Source organism: Ruegeria sp. YTSC192 (genome assembly GCF_059609705.1).
Window position 1 is genome coordinate 184,824 of record NZ_JBXWMG010000002.1, and the last position, 22,300, is coordinate 207,123.

The 22,300-nt window shown below is 59.8% G+C and carries 22 protein-coding genes; 13 read left to right on the forward strand and 9 right to left on the reverse strand.

What is annotated here, in order from left to right; genetic code table 11:
* Positions 1-102: 102 nt before the first annotated feature.
* On the reverse strand, positions 103-1,497 hold the full coding sequence (lpdA, locus tag AC2FD8_RS04170; protein ID WP_496854182.1) for a dihydrolipoyl dehydrogenase: 1,395 nt from the start codon (positions 1,495-1,497) through the stop codon (positions 103-105).
* 217 nt (positions 1,498-1,714) lie between these two features.
* Between lpdA and AC2FD8_RS04175 the strand changes: the two genes are divergently transcribed.
* Positions 1,715-2,149 (forward strand): hypothetical protein, encoded by a 435-nt coding sequence (locus tag AC2FD8_RS04175; protein WP_496854183.1) that lies wholly within the window; start codon positions 1,715-1,717, stop codon positions 2,147-2,149.
* On the opposite strand, the gene AC2FD8_RS04180 is transcribed toward AC2FD8_RS04175, so the two are convergent.
* The 4 genes from AC2FD8_RS04180 to AC2FD8_RS04195 all read right to left on the reverse strand — a co-directional run bounded on the left by AC2FD8_RS04180 (position 2,146) and on the right by AC2FD8_RS04195 (position 8,793).
* A complete protein-coding gene (locus tag AC2FD8_RS04180; RefSeq protein WP_496854184.1) occupies positions 2,146-2,724 on the reverse strand; it encodes a DUF924 family protein in 579 nt (192 codons plus the stop codon). The genes AC2FD8_RS04175 and AC2FD8_RS04180 overlap by 4 nt on opposite strands.
* Positions 2,725-2,824: 100 nt before the next feature.
* A complete protein-coding gene (locus AC2FD8_RS04185) occupies positions 2,825-4,105 on the reverse strand; it encodes an MFS transporter (RefSeq protein WP_496854185.1) in 1,281 nt (426 codons plus the stop codon).
* 112 nt (positions 4,106-4,217) lie between these two features.
* On the reverse strand, positions 4,218-5,264 hold the full coding sequence (gene queA / locus AC2FD8_RS04190) for a tRNA preQ1(34) S-adenosylmethionine ribosyltransferase-isomerase QueA (RefSeq protein ID WP_496854410.1): 1,047 nt from the start codon (positions 5,262-5,264) through the stop codon (positions 4,218-4,220).
* Between the two features lie 145 nt (positions 5,265-5,409).
* Positions 5,410-8,793, reverse strand: coding sequence for a YhdP family protein (locus tag AC2FD8_RS04195; protein WP_496854186.1), 3,384 nt, complete (start codon positions 8,791-8,793; stop codon positions 5,410-5,412).
* A 68-nt stretch (positions 8,794-8,861) separates the two neighbouring features.
* Here AC2FD8_RS04195 and AC2FD8_RS04200 point away from each other — a divergent pair, with 68 nt between their 5' ends.
* The 6 genes from AC2FD8_RS04200 to aqpZ all read left to right on the forward strand — a co-directional run bounded on the left by AC2FD8_RS04200 (position 8,862) and on the right by aqpZ (position 13,945).
* The gene (locus AC2FD8_RS04200; RefSeq protein WP_170488993.1) at positions 8,862-9,323 is read left to right on the forward strand and encodes a peroxiredoxin family protein; all 462 of its coding nucleotides are present in this window, start codon (positions 8,862-8,864) and stop codon (positions 9,321-9,323) included.
* Positions 9,324-9,410: 87 nt separating this feature from the next.
* Positions 9,411-10,229: a ferritin-like domain-containing protein gene (locus AC2FD8_RS04205; RefSeq protein WP_496854411.1), complete on the forward strand. Its 819-nt coding sequence runs from the start codon at positions 9,411-9,413 to the stop codon at positions 10,227-10,229.
* Positions 10,230-10,403: 174 nt separating this feature from the next.
* On the forward strand, positions 10,404-11,735 hold the full coding sequence (locus AC2FD8_RS04210) for a DUF5930 domain-containing protein (protein WP_496854187.1): 1,332 nt from the start codon (positions 10,404-10,406) through the stop codon (positions 11,733-11,735).
* Entirely contained in the window at positions 11,725-12,225 is a 501-nt protein-coding gene (locus AC2FD8_RS04215) for a bactofilin family protein (RefSeq protein ID WP_170676405.1), read from the forward strand. The genes AC2FD8_RS04210 and AC2FD8_RS04215 overlap by 11 nt, the downstream gene beginning before the upstream one ends.
* A gap of 125 nt (positions 12,226-12,350) precedes the next feature.
* Positions 12,351-13,166, forward strand: a complete 816-nt coding sequence (locus tag AC2FD8_RS04220) for a M90 family metallopeptidase (RefSeq protein WP_496854188.1) — start codon at positions 12,351-12,353, stop codon at positions 13,164-13,166.
* 92 nt (positions 13,167-13,258) lie between these two features.
* On the forward strand, positions 13,259-13,945 hold the full coding sequence (aqpZ, locus tag AC2FD8_RS04225) for an aquaporin Z (RefSeq protein WP_496854189.1): 687 nt from the start codon (positions 13,259-13,261) through the stop codon (positions 13,943-13,945).
* Between the two features lie 57 nt (positions 13,946-14,002).
* Here the strand turns inward: aqpZ and AC2FD8_RS04230 are convergent, their stop codons facing one another.
* The gene (locus tag AC2FD8_RS04230; RefSeq protein WP_496854190.1) at positions 14,003-14,557 is read right to left on the reverse strand and encodes a peptidylprolyl isomerase; all 555 of its coding nucleotides are present in this window, start codon (positions 14,555-14,557) and stop codon (positions 14,003-14,005) included.
* Positions 14,550-15,056: a peptidylprolyl isomerase gene (locus tag AC2FD8_RS04235; RefSeq protein WP_170374004.1), complete on the reverse strand. Its 507-nt coding sequence runs from the start codon at positions 15,054-15,056 to the stop codon at positions 14,550-14,552. The genes AC2FD8_RS04230 and AC2FD8_RS04235 overlap by 8 nt, the downstream gene beginning before the upstream one ends.
* A 132-nt stretch (positions 15,057-15,188) precedes the next feature.
* On the opposite strand from AC2FD8_RS04235, the gene AC2FD8_RS04240 reads away from it, so the two are divergent.
* The 6 genes from AC2FD8_RS04240 (at position 15,189) to AC2FD8_RS04265 (ending at position 21,054) form a co-directional block, all read left to right on the forward strand.
* Positions 15,189-16,379: a phosphoglycerate kinase gene (locus AC2FD8_RS04240; RefSeq protein ID WP_496854191.1), complete on the forward strand. Its 1,191-nt coding sequence runs from the start codon at positions 15,189-15,191 to the stop codon at positions 16,377-16,379.
* Between the two features lie 161 nt (positions 16,380-16,540).
* Positions 16,541-16,840, forward strand: a complete 300-nt coding sequence (locus AC2FD8_RS04245) for an FtsB family cell division protein (RefSeq protein WP_170374006.1) — start codon at positions 16,541-16,543, stop codon at positions 16,838-16,840.
* Between the two features lie 130 nt (positions 16,841-16,970).
* A complete protein-coding gene (gene pdhA, locus AC2FD8_RS04250) occupies positions 16,971-17,960 on the forward strand; it encodes a pyruvate dehydrogenase (acetyl-transferring) E1 component subunit alpha (RefSeq protein WP_496854192.1) in 990 nt (329 codons plus the stop codon).
* A gap of 15 nt (positions 17,961-17,975) precedes the next feature.
* Positions 17,976-19,349, forward strand: a complete 1,374-nt coding sequence (locus tag AC2FD8_RS04255; RefSeq protein ID WP_496854193.1) for a pyruvate dehydrogenase complex E1 component subunit beta — start codon at positions 17,976-17,978, stop codon at positions 19,347-19,349.
* A 12-nt stretch (positions 19,350-19,361) separates the two neighbouring features.
* Positions 19,362-20,666 carry a pyruvate dehydrogenase complex dihydrolipoamide acetyltransferase gene (locus tag AC2FD8_RS04260; protein ID WP_496854194.1) on the forward strand — a complete coding sequence of 435 codons (1,305 nt, stop codon included), beginning with the start codon at positions 19,362-19,364 and terminating at the stop codon, positions 20,664-20,666.
* Between the two features lie 148 nt (positions 20,667-20,814).
* On the forward strand, positions 20,815-21,054 hold the full coding sequence (locus AC2FD8_RS04265) for a hypothetical protein (protein ID WP_496854195.1): 240 nt from the start codon (positions 20,815-20,817) through the stop codon (positions 21,052-21,054).
* A 3-nt stretch (positions 21,055-21,057) separates the two neighbouring features.
* On the opposite strand, the gene cysE is transcribed toward AC2FD8_RS04265, so the two are convergent.
* Together cysE and AC2FD8_RS04275 are read right to left on the reverse strand one after the other, a co-directional pair.
* Complete coding sequence (gene cysE / locus AC2FD8_RS04270; protein ID WP_496854196.1) at positions 21,058-21,867, reverse strand: serine O-acetyltransferase; 810 nt, start codon at positions 21,865-21,867, stop codon at positions 21,058-21,060.
* A gap of 132 nt (positions 21,868-21,999) precedes the next feature.
* Positions 22,000-22,296, reverse strand: coding sequence for a DUF7742 family protein (locus AC2FD8_RS04275; RefSeq protein ID WP_496854197.1), 297 nt, complete (start codon positions 22,294-22,296; stop codon positions 22,000-22,002).
* Positions 22,297-22,300 lie beyond the last annotated feature (4 nt).

The following is a 22,300-nucleotide window of genomic DNA, read 5'->3' on the forward strand; positions in this document are numbered from 1 at the left end:
GTATTTTCGGCCAGATGAAGGACGGATCCCATGCTTCATCTGGCTATAAATACCTCGGGGGAGTCGCGGCTTGCCGCGGCGGGGGCAGCGCCCCCTAACCCCTTACATATGGATTACGCGATCATACGCATCCAGAACGCTCTCATGCATCATTTCTGACAGCGTCGGGTGCGGGAAGACAGTGTTCATCAGGTCTTCTTCCGTCGTCTCCAACTGACGACCTACAACGTAGCCCTGAATCATCTCGGTCACTTCCGCGCCGATCATATGCGCGCCCAGCAACTCACCGGTTTTTGCGTCAAAGATCGTCTTGATCATGCCCTCAGGCTCTCCTAGCGCAATCGCCTTACCGTTCCCGATGAAGGGGAAACGGCCGACCTTGATGTCGTGGCCCAGCTCTTTGGCTTTGGCTTCAGAATAGCCGACCGAGGCCACTTGCGGGTGACAATAGGTGCAGCCTGCAATGCTTTCGGGTTTGACCGGATGCGCGTGTTTGCCTGCAATCAGGTCGGCCACCATGACGCCTTCGTGGCTCGCCTTGTGCGCCAACCAAGGCGCGCCGGCGATGTCGCCAATCGCATAGAGGCCATCCACACCGGTGCGGCAGTACTCATCAGTCACAACATGCGTGCGGTCGATTTTCACGCCCAGTGCCTCAAGGCCCAGATTCTCGACATTGCCGACGATGCCAACAGCCGAGATCACGGTGTCGAACTCGTGCTTCTCGACCTTCCCTTTGACCTCGATATGCGCCGTGACTTTGCCTTTGCCGCGGTCAAGTTGCTTGACCATGGCTTTTTCCATGATGGTCATGCCCTGCTTGGTGAAGGCTTTCTTCGCAAATGCGCTGATCTCGGCGTCTTCCACCGGAAGCACCCGGTCCATCACTTCAACCACGGTCGTATCCGCGCCCAGCGTGTTGTAGAAGCTGGCGAATTCGATCCCGATCGCGCCCGAGCCAATGACGAGCAGTTTCTTCGGCATCCGCGGCGGCTGCAGTGCGTGTTTATAGGTCCAGACCAGGTCGCCATCCGCCTCGAGCCCCGGCAGCTCACGCGCACGTGCGCCAGTGGCAAGCACGATGTTCTTGGCGGTCAGCTCTTCGGTGCCCTTTTCGGTTTTGACCGAAACTTTGCCTTTTGCGGCAATCGTCGCCGCGCCCATAACAACGCTGACTTTGTTCTTCTTCAGCAGGTGGCCGATCCCGCCTGACAATTGGCCCGCAACCCCGCGTGAGCGTTTGACCACTGCGTCCAGATCGTAGCCGATCTTGTCCGCCGTCAGGCCGAAGTCTTTCGCGCGCTCCATCAGGTGGAAGACTTCCGAGGATCGCAACATTGCCTTTGTCGGAATGCAGCCCCAGTTCAGGCAGATGCCGCCCAGATGCTCTCGCTCGACCACGACGGTCTTGAGGCCCAACTGCGCCGCGCGGATTGCGGCCACATAGCCGCCCGGACCAGCACCGATTACGATCAGATCAAAAGATTTTTCAGCCATGTGTCCCTCTCGGCCCAGGTCGGTTGGAAATTTAGTTTAGCATTAAACTATTTCTCATGACGCATCAATATAGTCATACCGCGACAAAAGCGACGCCGGTATGTTATTGTCGATACGTGCAGTTTTCAGCCTATACCCAAGCTTTTTCAAAGGCTAGAAAAGAACACCCAGGGTTTTCGCCCGCCTTATATTCACAAAGCATTCGAAAGACTTAATCATGGCCAAGACCTTCAAAGACCTTCTCCTTGCACTTCTGAATGCAACGCTGATCCTTGTCGCACTTTGTCTGTTTTTGGGGTGGAAACTGGCCTCGACCGTAGAGGATGTCACCTCGGGCCTGTCGGAAAAGATGCAAGTTGTTACCCCGTTGCGGGATGAGGCGCAGGGTATCCGCGAGCAACTGTCCGGGCTGCGCAGTGATTTGGCCCGCATTCAAGAGGATAATCAGGGCGGCGGCAGTGCAGCTGCCCTGCGCCTGTCGGCAGCGCTGGACAAGCTGGATGCGATGGAAACCAAGCTGCAAACCCTTCAGGCAGGTTTTACCCAACTAGCTGAATCGCCCGACCAGCTGATTGATCATGCAATTGAGACCTCGGCCGACGTGGTAGCCGACCGGGTCATTGCAATCCGTGGATGTGGGTCCGAAAGTTAACCGGCTGATTGCAACTCACGCACAGTGGCGCCATAGCCGCCCATGTTGACATAGGCAGCCTCATGCACGGTAGGGGTGCGTGACAGCGCCTCATTCCGATATGGAAAGCGGCCGAATTTCCGGATCACCTCACGATGCGCGCGGGCGTGCAACAGGTTGCTGGAATCTTCGCTGCTGAGGTTCTGGCAAATCAGACGCACACAGCGTTCCTGATCACACAGGTTCTCGGAGTGCATCATCGGCAGATAAAAGAACTGCCGTGCGGGTTCGTCGATTTTCAGATCCCAGCCCTTGTCCACCGCGCATTTCGCAGCGGCGAGAGCTGCCCGATCCGACGCAAAGGCCCGTGCTTTACCCCGGAACATGTTGCGCGGGAACTGATCTGTGAGAATGATGTATGCCAGCGCCCCGCTGGGATAAGTAAGCCAGAGCGAAAACTTGCCCTCTGTCGCGGCTTCCCAAGCGGTCAGGAACCTGTCGCGGATCTGCTGATCCAGCGCGTCATCCTGTATGTACCACCCCTTGGGGCCGACCTCATCCAACCAAAAACTCAGTACGTCTTCAGGACCAACCATTGCCCTTAACTCCGTGTTTTGCCCTCCCCAGGGACCTAAAGTTATTTAAGGCTGTTTTACAGAATTGTAACAGTAAAATATTACTACATTTCGGACATATTTATGCGTTAGCGGAAACATCTTGTGCCTCTTCTTCGGCCTCGGCGGCTTCGATGGCCACTTCCTGGGCTAGCTCAAGCGCAACAGGGGATGCGGACGGGTACAGGGGCGACATGGTGCCGGTTTCGTCGACAGGGATCGCTGCGCGCTGGGTCATGCGATACATTGAGTAGCCTGCCAACATCAGCAGCAACGCCGCGATGAGCAGAAAAAAGCCCGGAGGTCCAAAGATCTCGTCCCCCATCAACCAACCTGTAGTCAGCGGGCCTGCAATCGCGCCCAAACCGTTGATGAAAAGCAAACCACCAGATGCAGCGGCCATGTCCTCGCGGTCCAGAAAATCGTTCGTATGAGCGATCAGCAGGGAATAGAGAGGGTTTGACATACCACCAATAAAGAAAGCGGTGACCAGAAGGATCGGGAAACTCGCCCCGAGCACCATCCCAGCTATGGCACTGGCACCACCTATGGCTGCCGCCAGCAGGATCAGGAAACGCCGATCCATCCGGTCCGAGAACCATCCCAGCGGGTATTGCAGCACGATAGCGCCGATGTAGAACGCGGCCACGAAGGTCGAAATCTCGATCAGGCTCAGCCCGGCGCGCGCGCCATAAACCGCGGCCATGCCGAACTGCGCCGAGAACACGCCACCCAGCAGGAACATACCCACGCAGCCCAAAGGGGATTTGCCCATCAACTCGCGCAGGGTCATGGGTTTGGTGGTGTCAAACGCCGGTGTCGGAGAAATTGACAAAAGGATCGGCGCGAATGAAACGGAAACCACCACCGACGCGATCACGAATGTCTCATACCCGGCAGGGTCACCCAGCAGAACCAAACCCTGTGCCGAGATGATCCCCAGCATCTGCACAATCATATAGAGAGACAGGGCCTGCCCCCGGTTCTCGTTACTGGCCGCGTTGTTGAGCCAGCTTTCAGCGGTCACATACACGCCCGAGAAGCAGAAGCCGATCACGATGCGCCCCAGGAACCATGCGACCGGTTCGGTCAGCATCGGGTACATGATCATGACGGCGGAAATGAACGAGGCCAGCGCCGCAAACACGCGCACATGGCCGACCCTGCGGATCATCTCGGGCGCAAGGCGCGACCCGCCCAGAAACCCCATGAAATAGGCCGACATCACAAAGGACATCTCAAGGGTCGAGAAGCCTTCGATCTCACCGCGAACACCCAGAATGGTGCCTTGCAGGCCGTTGCCGACCATCAGCAAGCCCATGCCGAGAAGAAGCGCCCAAGCGGTGGACAGAACCTGAATCATTTGGGCCTCCGGGGTGTGCCTAGCTGAGTTGCGAGTCGTTATGTGATCAAAACCAGTACGGATCGCGCCTGTCTACGACATTCCACTACCAACAATGTCGTCGCTGCGCACTTCAGGGGATCAACAGGGATGAATCCCCATATGAGAAGAACCGATATTTGTGTTCAATTGCATGGGCATAGACCGAACGCATACGCTCTTGCCCCATCAGGGCCGAAACCAGCATCAGCAGGGTCGATTTGGGTAGATGGAAGTTGGTCATCAGCGCGTCTGTCACGTGGAACTGGAAGCCCGGATAGATGAAGATGTCGGTTTCACCTTCCCAAGGCGCAATCTGCCCACCGCGCGCGGCGCTTTCGATCAGGCGCAGCGCTGTCGTGCCAACGGGGATCACCCGGCCCCCTGCCGCTTTGGTGGCGCGGATCTCATCCGCAGCCTGCTGGCTGACCCGGCCCCATTCTGCATGCATCTTGTGGGTCGTCACATCCTCGACCTTGACCGGCAGAAAGGTTCCCGCGCCCACATGCAGGGTCACGTGGCTGAAATCCACTCCGCGCCCGGCCAGTGCCGCCATCAACGCATCATCGAAATGCAGCGACGCGGTCGGCGCGGCCACAGCGCCCGAGTTGCGCGCCCAGATGGTTTGGTAATCCGTCTTGTCCTGCTCATCCGCCGGGCGTTTGGCGGCGATATAGGGCGGCAAGGGCATCGCACCGGCCTGTTCCAATGCGATGTCAAAATCCTCACCACTAAGGTTGAACTGCAGATAGGCCTGCCCATCTTCAACCCGGTCCAGCGTCGCGCTGAGATCATCCGAGAACACGATCGTCTCGCCCGGTTTGACCTTTTTCAGCGGCTTGATCAGCGCGGTCCAGGAGCCGTCTGCCTGAGGCTCCAGCAATGTCGCCTCGATTGCTGCCGAAACCGGCCCCTGCGCGCTGTCGCGATGCCTTCGCCCGCTGAGCCTTGCAGGAATCACGCGCGTATCGTTCAACACAAGCCGGTCGCCGGGGCGCAGCCAGTTGGGCAGATCAAAAACATGGCTGTCCGAGATCACCTTACCCTCGGCCACCAGCAAACGCGCGGACGAGCGCGGGTTGGCGGGCCGGGTGGCAATCAGGTCTTCGGGCAGGTGGAAATCAAAATCGCTGAGTTTCATGGCCGCGCCATACAAGCCCGCAAGAGATTCGGCCATATCCCCTAAAGCGTTTCGGGTTTTGCCTGAATCACTGGGTGACACGAATGCCCCGAGAACGCAGAAAGCATGGCTGGGTATTCATGCCTCGGGTTTAATCCGAAGCGATCTAACGGTCGCTTTTGGGTGCGCCATAGGTTCGTTTGGGCTCATCCGGTTTGCGCGGTTGGGCATTGGGCCCGTCAGAAACCGTCGGGGCCGCAGGACGCAGAAGGTTGCGCAGGAACAGTGGCGCGAGGCCCGACAGCGGGTTGACCGAGACCTTCGGATCCGTCAACGGCCCTGTAAGGGTATAGTTGAACCCGATGATCCCCTCGCCCTTCTTGGTAAAGACGCTGCCCACGGCATTCAGCAGGTAGATCGGCGATATCGCGCCTCGCAGGTTCAGCATTCCGGCCACCGTGTCCACTGTGCCGTCAAAAGACAGGCCCATCGACGGGCCAACCGCACTGCCGCTGAGGATCTTGACCTCGGTCGGAGTGATCCGCATCCGGCTGTCGATGGACGAGAAAAAGATGCCCTGCCCCGCCATCTCATCCAGCAGCCCGACCAGGCTGATCCCATTCAGCAGCGCGGCCATCGCGGGCGCGTCCTGAATGCGGGTGCTGACGATGCGCAGGATCACGTCATAGCTACCAGCGGCGGCGACCGGCTCTAGCTGCACGTCCAGCGTTCCGCCCCGTGCCTGCGTCAACAAACCCGCCGAGCGCAGGACGGCCCCCGCATCATTCGAGGTCAGCGAAACCGCACTGCGCGCGCCCCGCGGGCTGAGCTGGCCCTGCACGTCAGCCCCACCGTTGACGCGGGCATTGAACGCGCCGTTGACCCCTCCGGTCGTTTGAAATTCGCCTTTGAAGCCGGTCAGGGCCACGCTCTCGGTGACTTGCAGGCGGTCGAGCGTCACATCCAGTTTCGGACCGGCACCTTCCCCGCTGCCGCCACCCTCGGACCCGCCGAATGTGGCGCGGCCCAGGTTCAGCACCCCGCCCAGAACGCGAATGTCGGGCGCGGCGTTGCCCCGCCCGATCAGCTCGGCCGGAACTGCCAGCCAATCGCCCAGATCGAACGAGCTGAAGGTTACGCGGTCAAACTCCCCCTCTCGGAAGGTGATTGACGCCGCGGTCCGCAACCCGTCTGCCTGCAGGTTCAGGGCGTCGACCTTCAGCCCGTCACCCAGTGTTGCATCAGCGGTCAGCGTACCGCTGGTTGACGCCGGTTTGCGCCATCCAAGCTCGGGGATGGCCAGCGTGACACCCACCAGATCGGATGAGGCCGACAATTGAGGCGGCGCGCCTGCGCCGATGCCCAGCGTAAAATCAGCCGTACCGGACCCGCTGAGGAAGCTTTGCGGCAGCCCGGCCTTCAATTCGGCCATCAGTCTCTGAGACAACTCGATCTTACCCGTCACGGTGCTGCGCTGTGCGGTCTTGCCATCTATGGGCTGCTGCCATTTGGCCTGCAACGGCACATCGCCGAACAGACCCTGCCCTTCGACCTGCACGCCGGTCTGATCTCCGGTCAACTCCAGCATCGGCGCGCTGACGGAAAATCCTGGCACCAGACGTTCGCTGCTCAGATCCCCGAGCGTGCCCGCAAAGTGAAACTGCGTGTCCTGAAACTTGAGCCCCTTGATCAGCGGCAAGGACAGCGTACCCGTCAATGCCACAGTTCCGTCGGCCAAATCGACCGGCAAACCTGCTTTGCTGAGCAGGCTGAGCGGCGCACGATCCAACAGAGACAACGCGGCGGTGACACTGCCCTTTGCACTGATCCGCGCAATCCCCGGAGCCGACTTTTTGATTTCCGTATCGGGAATGATGAAGGACGTCCCCGAGGCATCCACCGCACCGCCCTGATCGGCCATCACCACCCCCTGCTGCGCGGTTGCGGTAAAGCGATCCTCGATCAGGCTGGCCTGCCCCTGCGCGCCCTCAACCGGTGGCAGTGTCTTGGCAAAACGGACGGTGGCATCCTCGAACCCGAAATCCAGATAGATGTCGGGTTTATTGCCGGGGCGCAAACGCAGCGCGAAATCCATGTCCGACAAGGCCCCTTTGGAGAGATTCTTGGTCACCCATTCCCTCGGTTTCGGCGCCAGACGCTGTGGCCAGTAGTTCAGAACCTCTTCCGAGTTCATGTGATTCAGATGTGCATCCAGATCAGCTGACCAACCGTCGGCCAACCCGACCAACAGGCCCGAGGCCCGCACGCGATGGCCTCCATCCTCGATCGTCATCTGACCAACGCGCAGCCGGAACGGGGCGAATTTCATCTGAACGTCCAGATCGGCCCGTGTCAGGTTCAACGGCTCGGGGAACAGGTTGGCTGGGTTCACGTTGATCCCCGACAGGCGCAGCTGCGCATCCAGACTGTCGAGCGTGCCGTTCTCGACCCCTTGCAGATAGGCTTTGCCCACTGCCTGAACCGATCCCCAGGCAGAATCAATCGAGACCTCGTTGAAGTCCAGCTCTTGCTGGATGGGATCATAGGTGAAGTAAGTGCGTGCAGAGTCGAACGGGATGGCGCGTGTCTCGGGATTCGGCTGCACCGCCCCGGCCCCCAGATTGAGCGTCGCAAAAACAGGGCCGAAAGCGCCTGAACCATCCACACTGCCCCGCACCGCGCCCGAGATCGGCGTTTTCAGAACCTGCAACCACGCCAGCGCCGGGCTTTGGCCGTAGATATCTTCGGCCGGGAGGTCGGTGATCGTTACGCCAAAACGCGCTTCGGGCGTGCCAAGAATGCTGGTGTAGTTGGCCTCGATCTGGCTGACATAGTCACGCCCGGACAGAACCGAGAACCCGGTCGCCAGCCGCATGTCATCGTCATTGCGGGTCAGCTGAATATGGCCCCCGTCCAAAATCCAGGACCGTCCCAGCCGCAGATCGCGGTAATCCAGCGTGATCGCATCCAACTGCACCGAGGTCAGCGCCGACAGGGCGGGAGACAGAAACACCTCATCCCCCGCCTCGATCAATTCGGCCAGGTTCGATGCGCTTTGCACCGGCGCGCTGCCGGTGCCCACTGTCAGGGTCAGCGCGCCGTCCTCACCCCGGGTCAGGGCGATCTGCGCCCCGCTGAGTATGATCCGCTTGGGCCGCACATGACCGCGCAGCAAGGGCCGCATCGCCAGGCTGGCCCGCATATCCGAAACTTGGGCGATCTGTTGTCCGGCCTGATCACTGATGGACACATCCGTTAAACGCAAACGGGGCCGCCAGCCTTCGTGAATGATAAAACTGACATCGCCAAAGCGGATCTGGAGGCCGCCCAGATTCTCCTCCAACCGCGCCTCAACGTGATTGCGCAGCCAGGCCGGGGCGTGCATGCGTTGGCCCAGCACCATGAAGCCCGTGACCGCAGCCAGAACGACCAGCAAAACAACGCCCCGCAACGTCCAGATGCCCGCCGTCCGACGGCGCGAGCGGCGAGGTTTCGGCTTGCTGACCGCTTCGCTATTGTCCTGATCCTGCTGCACCAATTTGCGTTCCACGCCTTTCAACCCGTCCGCGTTGCCCTATGATATCGGGCAGCGTTTAAAAACCTTTAGCGGAGTTTCCAATGCCCGAAATTTCAGACATGGCCCCTGATTTCACCCTGCCCCGAGATGGCGGCGGTGAGGTGTCCCTCGCGGATCTGCGCGGCAATGCCGTCGTTTTATTCTTTTATCCTCGTGATGATACGCCGGGCTGCACCAAGGAATCCATTGGTTTTTCGGAACAGCTTCAGGCCTTTGCTGATGCGGGCGCTCAGGTCTTCGGCATCTCGCGCGATAGCGTGGCCAAGCATGACAAGTTTGTCGCCAAGCACGATCTGACCACACCGTTGCTGTCGGATGAAAACTCGACCGTCTGTGAGGATTACGGCGTCTGGGTCGAAAAGAACATGTATGGGCGCAAATCCATGGGCATCGAACGCTCGACCTTCCTGATCGACGCCGAGGGCCGCATCGCGCAGGTCTGGCGCAAGGTCAAAGTGCCGGGCCACGTGGATGCAGTGCTTGAAGCCGTTAAGGCAATGTAGCCCCCCTCGACCCCGCGCGCCATCCGGTCTATCCCCGGCCCAGACACGACAAGGCGGAGCGTACCAGTGCCAAAAACACTGACCCAGATGGCAACCGAGGTTCTGACAACAGCGGACGGGCGGGAGAAAACCGCCCTGTCCAAACGCCATGCCGCCGCGTGGCTCGCATCGCGCAAGGGCGAGGATGACGCGATAGAAATCGGCACCGCCACCCCGCCTTTGAACCCTGCACGCCCTGAAAAGCCCGAGCTGCTCTCACCGCGCGAAGTGCCAAAGCGCAAACCGGGGTCCGAGGCCGGACGCATCGCGCTTTTGCACGCCGTTGCGCATATCGAACTGAACGCGGTGGATTTGCATTGGGACATCATCGCCCGCTTCGGTCACGTGCCCATGCCGATCGGTTTTTATGATGACTGGGTCAAATGCGCCGAAGAGGAATCGCGCCACTTCGAGATGGTCTGCGACTGTCTTGAACAGATGGGCAGCTTCTACGGCGCGCTGCCCGCCCATGCAGGCATGTGGCGCGCCGCCGAAGACACTGCCGAGGATCTGATGGGCCGCCTAGCCGTGGTTCCCATGGTGCTAGAGGCTCGCGGGTTGGACGTCACCCCCGGCATGATCGACATCTTTCGCAAGGCAAAGGCCGAACAGGCAATCGCCGCGCTTGAAGTGATCTATGCGGAAGAGGTCGGCCACGTCGCCTATGGTTCCAAATGGTTCCATTTTTTGTGCGGACGCGAAAACGCTGACCCCAAGGACGTCTTCCACAAATTGGTTCGGCGCTATTTCCACGGTGCCCTAAAACCGCCCTTTAACGAAGAGAAACGCGCCGAGGCAGGATTGCCGCCGGACTTCTACTGGCCGCTAACCGAGGATATGCCCGCGCCGGGTCAGGTCTCAGACTGAGGTTAAAGGTTAATTTCGGCAGGTTTTCGCCGATCCGTAGGGGGAAAACTGCACCTTCGACGACAAATTGGTCAACAAACTTGCCCGAAAGCTGAGACCCCATTAAGCATCCCGTCCAAGGGACGGCTATTGCACCACGACCGGTCCCGATCTTGGGGATGAGAGGTAAGACGCGTGAGAACACGTCTGGCAATTAAATTTCACTCGCTGCTCGAACGGCATTTCCCGGAACGCCGGGTTTTTCTGAAGTCTGACAAAGACACACGGTACATCCGGCTCAGCTCGGAAACGCAGATCGCTGCGGTGGCCGGTGTTGCGGTCATGGTTGGCTGGACCGCCGTCGCCACTGCGATTCTTCTTATGGATAGCATCGGATCTGGCAACTTCCGCGAGCAAGCCAAACGCGATCAGGCCACCTATCAAGAACGCCTCAACATCCTGTCCGCCGAACGCGACGCCCGCGCGCAAGAAGCCTTGGCGGCGCAGGACAGGTTCAACGCGGCTCTGGCACAAGTGTCCGCGATGCAGTCCGAGCTTTTGGCCTCGGAAAACCGTCGGCGCGAGTTGGAGACCGGGATCGAGGTGATCCAGACCACCCTGCGCGCCACGATGAAGCAACGCGAAGAGGCCCGTGGCGAATTAGCCAAAGTCCAGCAGGATGCGGATACAACCGACACCTATGTCGTAGCCGCCTCGGCCCCGGCGCAGATGGAGTTTATGACCGACGCGCTGACCCGCACCGCGGAAGAACGTGATCAGATCGCAGCCGACGCGCGTGATGCTCTGGACCAGCGCGACAATCTGGAGCTGGAAATCCGGCTGATGCAGGAACGCAGCGACGAGATTTTCCGCCAGCTGGAAGAGGCGATGGTGATCTCGGTCGAACCTCTGGACAAGATGTTCCGTCAGGCGGGCATGCCCACCGATCGCATCATCGAAGAGGTGCGGCGCGGATATAGCGGTATGGGCGGTCCGCTGACCCCTTTATCCCTGAGCACCCGCGGCGAGGAGAGTGACATCTCTGCCGACGAGGTGCGCGCAAACCAGCTTTTGCAACAAATGGATCAACTGAACCTGTATCGTCTGGCGGCCGAAAAAGCGCCCTTTGCGAATCCGGTTCATTCCGCTGTGCGGTTTACCAGCGGCTACGGCACTCGCCGCGACCCCAAAACGGGCGGACGCCGGATGCATAACGGCGTTGATTTCGCGGGTCCTCAAGGCACCGATATCTTTGCAACCGCAGATGGCGTGGTCACCCATGCCGGTTGGCAATCCGGCTTTGGACGCCTTGTAAAGATCAAACACGCCTTCGGGATTGAGACACTTTACGCTCATAACACCAAGATCAACGTCAAGGTCGGCCAAAGGGTCTCGCGCGGGGATCATATTGCTGATATGGGTAGCACCGGACGGTCCACCGGCACGCATTTGCACTATGAGGTGCGCGTGAACGGAAAACCTGTAAACCCAATGACTTACATCAAGGCTGCGAGAAATGTTTTCTAAGAGCAAAATCAACGAGCCCGCATCCAAGGAATCTGAGGCGGCGAAACCTGCCGCTCCGGCGACTCCGGCGGCCCCTGCCCCTTCTGAGCCCAAGGCAAGCACTGCGCCCAAGCCCAAGCCGCCCGCATCGGTCCTGTCTTCGGACCTGCATATCACCGGCAATATCAAGACAACCGGTGACATTCAGGTTGAGGGCACTGTCGAAGGCGACATCCGCGCGCATCTGCTGACCATTGGCGAAACCGCGACGATCAAGGGCGAAGTCACCGCAGACGACGTTGTGGTCAACGGCCGCATCGTGGGCCGCGTGCGTGGCCTGAAGGTCCGCCTGACCTCGACCGCACGTGTCGAAGGCGACATCATCCACAAGACAATCGCCATCGAAAGCGGCGCGCATTTCGAAGGTTCGGTTCAGCGTCAGGACGATCCCCTGAACCCTGGCCGCGGCGCAAAACCGGGTGCCAACCCGGCCGCGGAAGTCAAACAGTAAAACAAATCCAACCCGGATTTTTGAAACGCCGCAGGCCATCCTGCGGCGTTTTCGATTCAACGGCAGACCTTGCTCTGAATCCAGTTCCAAGCCTGAACTGATGCGGCTAAACTCCACCCATGTGGATGTTTTTTGCTCTTGTCGCAGCCGTCGCAGGCGCGTTTCTGTATTGGTCGTGGTCCCGGAAAAAGGCACGCGCAGCGCTGTTGGCCGAGCCGCTCAGCGAAGATGACCGGCGCATCATCGCGGTGCAGGTCCCCATCCTCCAACGTGTTCCCGCCGACCTGCGTGAGAAACTGGACGGCAAGATCAACCTGTTTCTGGAACAGGTGAGCTTTTATGGCTGCGACGGGCTGGAAGTCACCGATGAGATGCAACTCTCTATCGCCGCGCAAGCCTGTCTGCTCGTGGTGAACACCAACACCTGGTACGACAATCTGACGACCGTTCTGATCTACCCTAGCGCCTTCAAGTCTCGGCAGCAGAGGCGCAGCGGCTATGTCGTGACCGAGAAAGAGATCATCCGAACCGGTGAAAGCTGGGACCGTGGGCCGGTGATCCTGTCATGGGCACATAGCAAGCAGGGCGCGATGAATGACCATGACGGGCACAACGTGGTGTTCCATGAGTTCGCGCACCAGATCGACGACCTGTCAGGCGGCACCAACGGGGTTCCGGTCCTAGCGAAGGGGCAAAGCTATGCTGAGTGGGAACAGGTTTTTCTGACAGCCTATTCCGACCATGTCGCGGCGGTAGAGGCCGGACATCGCACTGTCATCGACCCTTACGGCACTGAGGGCCATGAGGAGTTTTTTGCCGTCTCGGTCGAGGTGTTTTTTGAGCGCCCTCACGCGCTGCAAAAGGCAGTGCCGCAGGTCTACGAACAGCTGTCCGCGCTGTTCAATCTCGATCCCGCGACATGGGGTGAAAGGCCTAACTGATGCGCAGGCCGTGAAAATTCCCCCAAACGCAGGTTTCACAAATCACAGTTTTTGAATTACTCTGGTCCTCATTGATTAACGGAGGACTATTCATGTCATCAAAACTCATGGCCGAATTCTTCGGCACGTTCTGGCTGGTTCTGGGCGGCTGCGGTAGCGCGGTTCTGGCAGCAGGGGTCGCTGATGTCGGCATCGGATGGCTTGGTGTCTCCTTCGCCTTCGGCCTGACCGTTTTGACCATGGCCTACACGGTTGGCCATATCTCGGGCGGGCATTTCAACCCCGCGGTCAGCCTCGGCCTGATGATCGGAGGGCGCTTCCCCGCCAAAGACCTGCTACCTTATTGGGTCGCTCAGGTGCTGGGCGCAATTGTAGCGGCGGTAGTGCTGTATGTGATCGTCAGCGGTGCGCCCGGTTTTGAAGGTGTCGGTGGATTTGCCTCGAACGGGTATGGCGAGGCGTCGCCCGAAGGGTATTCCATGATGTCCGCGCTGGTGATCGAGATCGTACTGACCGCGTTCTTCATCGTCATCATTCTGGGCGCGACCTCTAGCGGAGCGCCTGCAGGCTTTGCACCGATCGCGATCGGTCTGGCCCTGACCCTGATCCACCTGATCTCAATCCCGGTCACAAACACGTCGGTCAACCCGGCGCGGTCCACGGGCGTGGCCCTGTTTGCGGATGGCCCTGCCCTTGCACAACTGTGGCTGTTCTGGGTCGCCCCGCTGATCGGGGGTGCAATCGGTGCATTGATCTGGAAAGCAATGGGCGACGACTGACCCCAGTCTCAATCCCCTTGGAAAACCCCGGCGCATGCACCGCGCCGGGGTTTTTCGTTACTCGGTCACCGTGACCTTTTTCATCGCGTCAGGCTGGCCGACAACGGCACCGTTCTGGCCCGCACCGCGTTTGATGGCATCAACAACGTCCATTCCGTCCGTGACCTGACCGACAACGGTGTACTGGCCATCCAAAAATGGTCCCGGCTCGAACATGATGAAGAATTGCGAGTTCGCGCTGTTGGGGTTCTGAGACCGCGCCATGCCGACCACACCGCGATCAAAGGTGATGTCCGAGAACTCGGCCGGCAGGTCAGGACGGTCCGAGCCACCACGACCCGCATTGGCAGCGTTGAAGCTGTCCTTGGTCTGGTTGCCGAACTGAACGTCTCCGGTCTGGGCCATGAACCCTTCGATCACGCGGTGGAAGACGACCCCGTCATATTCACCCGCGTTGGCGAGCGCGGTGATCTGTTCCACGTGCTTGGGCGCGACGTCTTCGAACAAGTCGACGGTGATGGTGCCATTGGCCTCTCCCTCAACCTCGATCTGCAGCCCAGTGGCCAGCGCGGGGCTGGCCAAAAGGACAAAAGCGGCGGCGAGCTTATGCATCTGCCGCAACCTTGACGCTGATCATGCGGTCCGGGCTCGCAGGCGGCTCGCCCCGTACAATAGCGTCCACATGCTCCATCCCGTCGATCACGCGGCCATAGACAGTGTACTGACCGTTCAGGAAGTGGTTGTCCTTGAAGTTGATGAAGAACTGCGAGTTGGCCGAGTCCGGGTTCTGCGAGCGCGCCGCGCCCAGCGTTCCACGGTCATGCGGCAGTTTCGAGAATTCCGCCGGAACGTTGGGCAGCGACGACCCGCCGGTGCCTGCCATGCGGATGTTGAACCCGTCTTCCATGTCGCCGTGCTGGACGTCGCCGGTCTGAGCCATGAAGCCGTCAATCACACGGTGGAAGGCCACGTTGTCATACTCGCCTCCACGGGCCAGCTCCTTCATCCGAGCGCTGTGCAGAGGTGCCACGTCAGGCAACAGCTCGATGACGACATTGCCGTCTTTTAGCTCAATGATGATTGTGTTTTCGGGATCCTTGATCTCGGCCATCTGGCCCTCCTGTCGTTTGTCTTGCGCAAATACCTATGCGCCAAGCGCCTGAATGCCAAGTGACGCATTGACCTGAGGGCAAAATGCAGGAAAAGAACCGCCCAAAGGGTATCAAAACACGAGGATTGCGCGATGGGCTGGAAAACACTGGACGATATGGACCTGAACGGCAAACGCGTGCTGGTGCGCGTGGATATCAACGTGCCGGTTGTTGACGGCGTTGTGACCGACGCCACCCGTATTCAGCGCATTGTTCCCACGGTGCAGCACATTCTGGCATCCGGTGGTAAACCCATCCTGCTGGCCCATTTCGGTCGTCCCGGCGGTGAACGTCGCGAAAACCTGTCGCTGAACCAACTTGTCCCAACTCTGGAGTCTGCTTTCGGCGCGAAAGTCCTGTTTGCAGCCGATTGCGTGGGCACTGAGGCTGCCCTGGCTGCCGACGCCTTGCAGCCCGGTCAGGTTCTGCTGCTGGAAAACACCCGTTTCCACGCGGCTGAGACCAAGAACGATCCCGATCTGGCCGCTGGCATGGCGCGTCTGGGCGATGTCTACTGCAACGACGCGTTCTCGGCCGCGCACCGCGCCCACAGCTCGACCGAGGCGCTGGCCCGTTTGCTGCCCGCCTGCGCCGGTCGCCTGATGCAGGCCGAGCTTGAGGCACTGGAGGGCGCTCTGGGCGCGCCTAAACGCCCTGTGACCGCCGTTGTGGGCGGCGCGAAAGTCTCAACCAAGCTGGAGCTGTTGGGCAACCTGATCGACAAGGTCGACTATCTGGTCATCGGCGGCGGCATGGCGAACACGTTCCTTGTCGCCAAGGGCGTTGATGTCGGAAAATCGCTGGCCGAAACCGCGATGAAGGACACCGCCGCAGAGATTCTGGCCAAGGCCGAAACATCCGGCTGCACCATCGTGCTGCCCATTGATGTAGTGGTCGCTGAGAAATTCGAGGCAAACGCGCCGCATCAGGTCCTGCCCGCCGATCAGTGCCCCGCGGACAGCATGATCCTGGACGCAGGCCCCGAAAGCATCGCCGCAATCACCGAGATCTTCGGCAAAAGCCAGACCCTGATCTGGAATGGCCCGCTCGGCGCGTTCGAGTTGGAGCCGTTTGACGCCGCCACCAACGCCGCCGCCCTGAAAGCCGCTGCGCTGACGCGCGCGGGTCAGTTGATCTCGGTCGCGGGTGGCGGGGATACGGTTGCCGCCCTGAACGCATCGGGCGCGGCCAAGGATTTCTCGTATATCTCGACCGCTGGCGGAGCCTTCCTGGAATGGATGGAGGGCAAGACCCTGCCCGGCGTCGCAGCGCTGGAGCAGTGATCATCACGGCACGCTTCAACCCGTGCCGTAAGACAATCTGACTCATCCACGCAATTTTTGCGAATCAGGGGATTCACATCCCGAATCACCTGTGACATAGTGCATTCAGAGGCCCACAAAGGGCCCGTTATTGAGGCAGACTTCATACGGCGGTCAACAGAGTGTCCCGTTCCCATCGGCCCGGTTTGGGCGCAGTTTTTTTCTTTTCGGTGGCTTTTATGCTGGGTGTATATTTCACCTTCGCCGCCGTGCAAGGAGACTATGGCCTGTTCCGACGGGTCGAGATTTCGGCGGAACGGGACGCCCTGTCACGCGACCTTGCGGCGCTCAAAGCTGAGATTTCCGAGATGGAAAACCTCACCCGTCGCCTCTCGGACAATTACCTTGATCTCGACCTGCTGGATCAACAGGCCCGATCCGTTCTGGGCATGATCCGCGCGGATGAAATCGTCATCCGCTAACCCCCTTTCCCTCTCTGCATCAATTGCGCGAAGCTACGCTGCGTCATATTTACGCTCGCCAGATCGCAAGAAATGCTTTAAAAGATAGTTTAACGCTAAACTATCTGTCCGAAAGGGGGAGATCGCCACAATGGCTGCGCGAAAAACCACAAAGAAACCAAACGTTTCTGCGGAAGAGCTGAAAACCTACTACCGCGAAATGCTGTTGATCCGTCGATTCGAAGAAAAGGCGGGGCAACTTTACGGTATGGGTCTGATTGGTGGTTTCTGCCACCTCTACATCGGACAGGAGGCGGTTGTTGTCGGCCTTGAGGCTGCAGCAAAAGAAGGCGACAAACGCATCACTTCGTATCGCGATCACGGCCATATGCTGGCCTGTGGCATGGATCCGGGCGGCGTGATGGCCGAACTGACCGGGCGCGAGGGCGGTCTGTCCAAGGGCAAAGGCGGCTCGATGCACATGTTCTCGAAAGAGAAGCATTTCTACGGCGGCCACGGTATCGTTGGTGCTCAGGTCCCGCTGGGCGCGGGTCTGGCCTTCGCCGATAAGTATAAAGAAAACGGCGGCGTGACCTTCACCTATTTTGGCGATGGTGCAGCCAACCAGGGTCAGGTCTACGAGACATTCAACATGGCCGCTCTTTGGGACCTGCCGGTCATCTTCGTGATCGAAAACAACCAATATGCGATGGGCACCGCGCAAGCACGCTCGACTTCCTCGGCAGATATCTACCACCGCGGTCAGGCGTTCGGGATTCCCGGAGAAATGGTCAACGGCATGGATGTTCTCGCGGTCAAAGCCGCAGGCGAGAAAGCCGTCGCACACTGCCGCGCAGGCAAAGGCCCCTACATCCTTGAGGTAAAGACCTACCGCTATCGTGGCCATTCGATGTCCGACCCGGCCAAGTACCGCACCCGCGAAGAGGTTCAGAAGGTCCGCGAACAAAGCGACCCCATCGAACATGTGCGTGAGCTGCTGCTGACCGGCAAACACGCGACCGAGGATGACCTGAAAGCGATCGACAAAGAGATCAAAGAGGTCGTCAACCAGGCCGCCGAATTCTCGAAAGAAAGCCCCGAGCCGTCGCTGGACGAGCTCTGGACAGATATTTACGCCTGAGAGGACGAATAAGACATGGCAACCGAAATTCTCATGCCCGCCCTTTCGCCCACAATGGAAGAGGGCACGCTGGCCAAGTGGCTGGTCAAGGAAGGCGACACCGTATCTTCCGGCGACATCATGGCCGAGATCGAAACCGACAAAGCCACTATGGAGTTCGAGGCCGTTGACGAAGGTATCGTCGGCAAAATCCTGATCAGCGAGGGCACCGAGGGGGTCAAGGTCAATACCCCCATCGCGATCCTTGTAGAAGAAGGCGAAGACGCCTCCGCCCTGCCCGCGGCTGCCCCCGCAGCCGCAGCGGTGACCGAGGCCGCCCCTGCGGCGGCCCCTGCCCCTGCTCCGGCAGCTGCCGCCCCGGCCGCTCCGGTTGTGGACCTGTCGCCCGATTGGCCAGCCGACGCGGAAATGAAAACCGAGACCGTCCGCGAAGCGCTGCGCGACGCGATGGCCGAAGAAATGCGCGGAGACGAAGACGTTTACCTGATGGGCGAAGAAGTCGCCGAGTATCAGGGCGCGTATAAAATCAGCCAGGGCCTGCTGGATGAGTTCGGCCCCAAACGCGTGATCGATACCCCGATTACCGAGCATGGGTTTGCCGGCATCGCGGTCGGTTCCGCCTTCGGTGGCCTGAAACCCATCGTCGAGTTCATGACCTTCAACTTCGCCATGCAGGCGATTGACCAGATCATCAACTCGGCCGCCAAGACACTCTACATGTCCGGCGGTCAGATGGGTTGCCCCATCGTGTTCCGTGGTCCCAACGGTGCCGCAGCCCGCGTGGCCGCGCAGCACTCTCAGGATTACGCCGCATGGTACATGCAGATCCCCGGCCTGAAGGTCGTCATGCCCTACTCGGCAGCCGACGCCAAGGGCCTGCTGAAGTCAGCGATCCGCGACCCCAACCCGGTTATCTTCCTGGAAAACGAAATCCTCTACGGACGCACTTTCGACGTGCCACAAGTGGATGACCTGGCCATTCCTCTGGGCAAGGCCCGCATCTGGCGCGAAGGCTCGGATGTGACCATCGTCAGCTTCGGCATCGGCATGCAATATGCACTAGAAGCCGCCGACAAACTGGCCGAAGAGGGCATCAGCGCCGAGGTCATCGACCTGCGCACCATCCGTCCGATGGACACAGGCGCGATCATCAACTCGGTGATGAAGACCAACCGCCTGGTGACGGTCGAAGAAGGCTGGCCGCAAGGTTCGGTCGGCAGCTACATCAGCTCGGTCGTGATGCAGGAAGCGTTCGACTATCTCGACGCGCCGGTCATCAACTGCACCGGCAAGGATGTTCCGATGCCCTATGCCGCGAACCTCGAAAAGCTGGCCCTGATCACCACGGATGAGGTGATCGCCGCCGTGAAACAAGTGACCTACCGGTAAGGAGCGAGACAGATGCCAACAGAAATTCTGATGCCCGCCCTTTCACCGACGATGGAGGAAGGCACCCTTGCCAAATGGCTGGTCAAAGAGGGTGATACCGTTTCCTCTGGCGACCTTCTGGCCGAGATCGAAACCGACAAAGCCACGATGGAGTTCGAGGCCGTTGACGAGGGTACCATCGGCAAAATCCTGATCCCGGAAGGTTCTGAGGGGGTCAAGGTCAACACCGCCATCGCGGTTCTGCTGGAAGATGGCGAAAGCGCCGATGATATTGGCACCACGCCTGCCGCAGCGCCCGCGGCTGCACCTGCAGCCACCGCGGGCAACGAGGTCGCCGCGCCAGCGGCATCTGAGGCGCCTGCCCCTGCTCCGGCAGCACCCGCAAAGGCCGATGGTGGCCGTATCTTCGCCTCACCGCTGGCCCGTCGCATCGCGGCACAAAAGGGCCTCGATCTGGCACAGATCACTGGCTCAGGCCCGCATGGTCGCATCGTCAAGGCGGATGTCGAAGGTGCAACCGCAGCACCAGCAGCCGCCGCACCGGCGCCTGCCGCAGCAGCCGCGCCCGCAGCGGCGGCACCGGCTGGCCCATCAGCAGATGCTGTGGCCAAGATGTACGAAACTCGCGACTACGAGGAAATCAAGCTCGACGGCATGCGCAAGACCATCGCCGCGCGCCTGTCCGAGGCCAAACAGACCATCCCGCATTTCTATCTGCGCCGCGATATCAAACTGGACGCGCTCCTCACGTTCCGTAGCCAGTTGAACAAGCAGCTGGAAGGTCGTGGCGTGAAGCTGAGCGTCAATGACTTCATCATCAAAGCCGTCGCCAACGCGCTGCAGCAAGTTCCAGAATGCAACGCCGTATGGGCGGGCGACCGGGTTCTGCAACTGAAACCGTCCGATGTGGCCGTTGCCGTTGCGATCGAAGGCGGTCTGTTCACCCCGGTCCTGCAGGATGCCGACACCAAGTCGCTGTCTGCCCTGTCGACCGAGATGAAGGACCTTGCCGGTCGCGCCCGCGAACGAAAGCTGGCCCCGCATGAGTACCAGGGCGGCACCTTCGCGGTTTCGAACCTCGGCATGTTCGGCATCGATAATTTCGACGCCATCGTGAACCCGCCACATGCCGGTATTCTGGCTGTTGGCACCGGAGCAAAGAAGCCGGTCGTAGGCGAAGACGGAGAGCTGACGGTCGCCACCGTGATGTCCGTCACGATGTCGGTGGATCACCGGGTCATCGACGGTGCGCTTGGGGCACAGTTGCTGCAAGCCATCGTCGAAAATCTGGAAAACCCGATGGTCATGCTGGCCTGATCAAACTCTGCCCGCCGGGGGCCGACCTCGGCGGGTGCTCTCGCGATCACAGTCACGATGTGAGCAAGCGTGATCGCCCTGAGGGTTGCCCGCGCAACCGCACTTTCCCACCTTTGAAACTGATGGTTTTGAACCCCAAAGGTGGCCTATGCGCTTTTCTGATCTGACCAAGATCCTGCTCGTCATTGCCGCGACCGCGATTGCGGCTGACACGGCAGTTGCAAAACCCAACAGTTATCCGGGCGAGAACTCCAGGTTCAAATCCAGCGATCCAGAAGTGATTGCCCAGCAAAAAGCCGAGCGCCAGAAGCGCATTGAAAAGCGTAAGGAACGACGAGAGCGCAGACGGCAAGAGCGGCTGAACCGAAAGAACAACCGCTCGAACTGAGGTTTACTGGTCCTTGCCCAGCATGTGGTCCATCGAGACCGACGGCTGATCGCAGCCCGCCTCACCCACGATCTTTGCAGGAATGCCAGCAACTGTCGTGCAGGCTGGAACCTCTTGCAACACTACCGATCCGGCGGCGATCCGGCTGCAGTGACCGACCTGGATATTGCCAAGCACTTTAGCGCCCGCACCAATCAGAACTCCATCACCGATGGTGGGATGGCGCTGTTCTTCTTCTTTGCCCGTCCCGCCCAGTGTCACGGAATGCAACATCGAGACATTGTCGCCGACCACCGCAGTTTCACCGATAACGATGGAATGGGCGTGGTCGATCATGATCCCCTTGCCCATCTTGGCGGCGGGGTGAATGTCGATGCCGAAAATCTCGGACGAGCGCATCTGGAAGAAATAGGCCAGATCATGCCGTCCCGTGCGCCACAACCAGTGAGCCACGCGATAGGCCTGCATCGCCTGATAGCCCTTGAAATAAAGGATCGGCTGTAGCAGGCGATGGCAAGCTGGGTCGCGTTCATAGACGGCCATCAGGTCCGCGCGGGCGGCCTCCAACAAGCTTGGGTCATCGGCATAAGCCTCATCCACGATCTCACGCAGGACCATCATCGACATCTCGTTCGAACACAGCTTGGCCGCCACGCGGTACGACAATGCCCGTTCGAGACTGCGGTGATGCAGAATACAGGCATGCACCAACCCGCCCATCAGGGGCTCTTGCTCAACGGCGGTATGGGCCTCGGTCGTGATCCGGTTCCAGACCGGGTCAACGGGGGTCACGTGGCTGCGCTTTTCAAACATGGCTTTTGATCCTTTGCTGCGCCTAGCATGCCATTTAGTGACAAAAACGCCAAACGCAAACCCGTGATCTGCAACATAGCCAAAATGAATGTGTCCCAAGAGGGTGCTGGCACCTCTCGGTCCAGCGAGAAGTCAACCCTGCATCTGTCGGGTCTGACGTCGTATCAGCAGGCGCAAAACCATCTCAAAACACTGGCAATAGTCCGGATCGTCAAAGCCCGGTTCATCCGCCAGTTCCCGCGTGCGCGCGGCTGTCATCAGGGATCCGTTACCATAGAGCGGATGCAGCCGCCCTGTGCGCCGGACATGGCGGTCGGCCAGTTCAGCCTCGACCATCATCTTGAAGCAGAGCGTTCGGCGGCTGCGCTGCGGCACGGCCAACAGGGCGCGTGCCGCAGCGCTGACATCTCCGTGGAGGACGGGGCGCACGGCC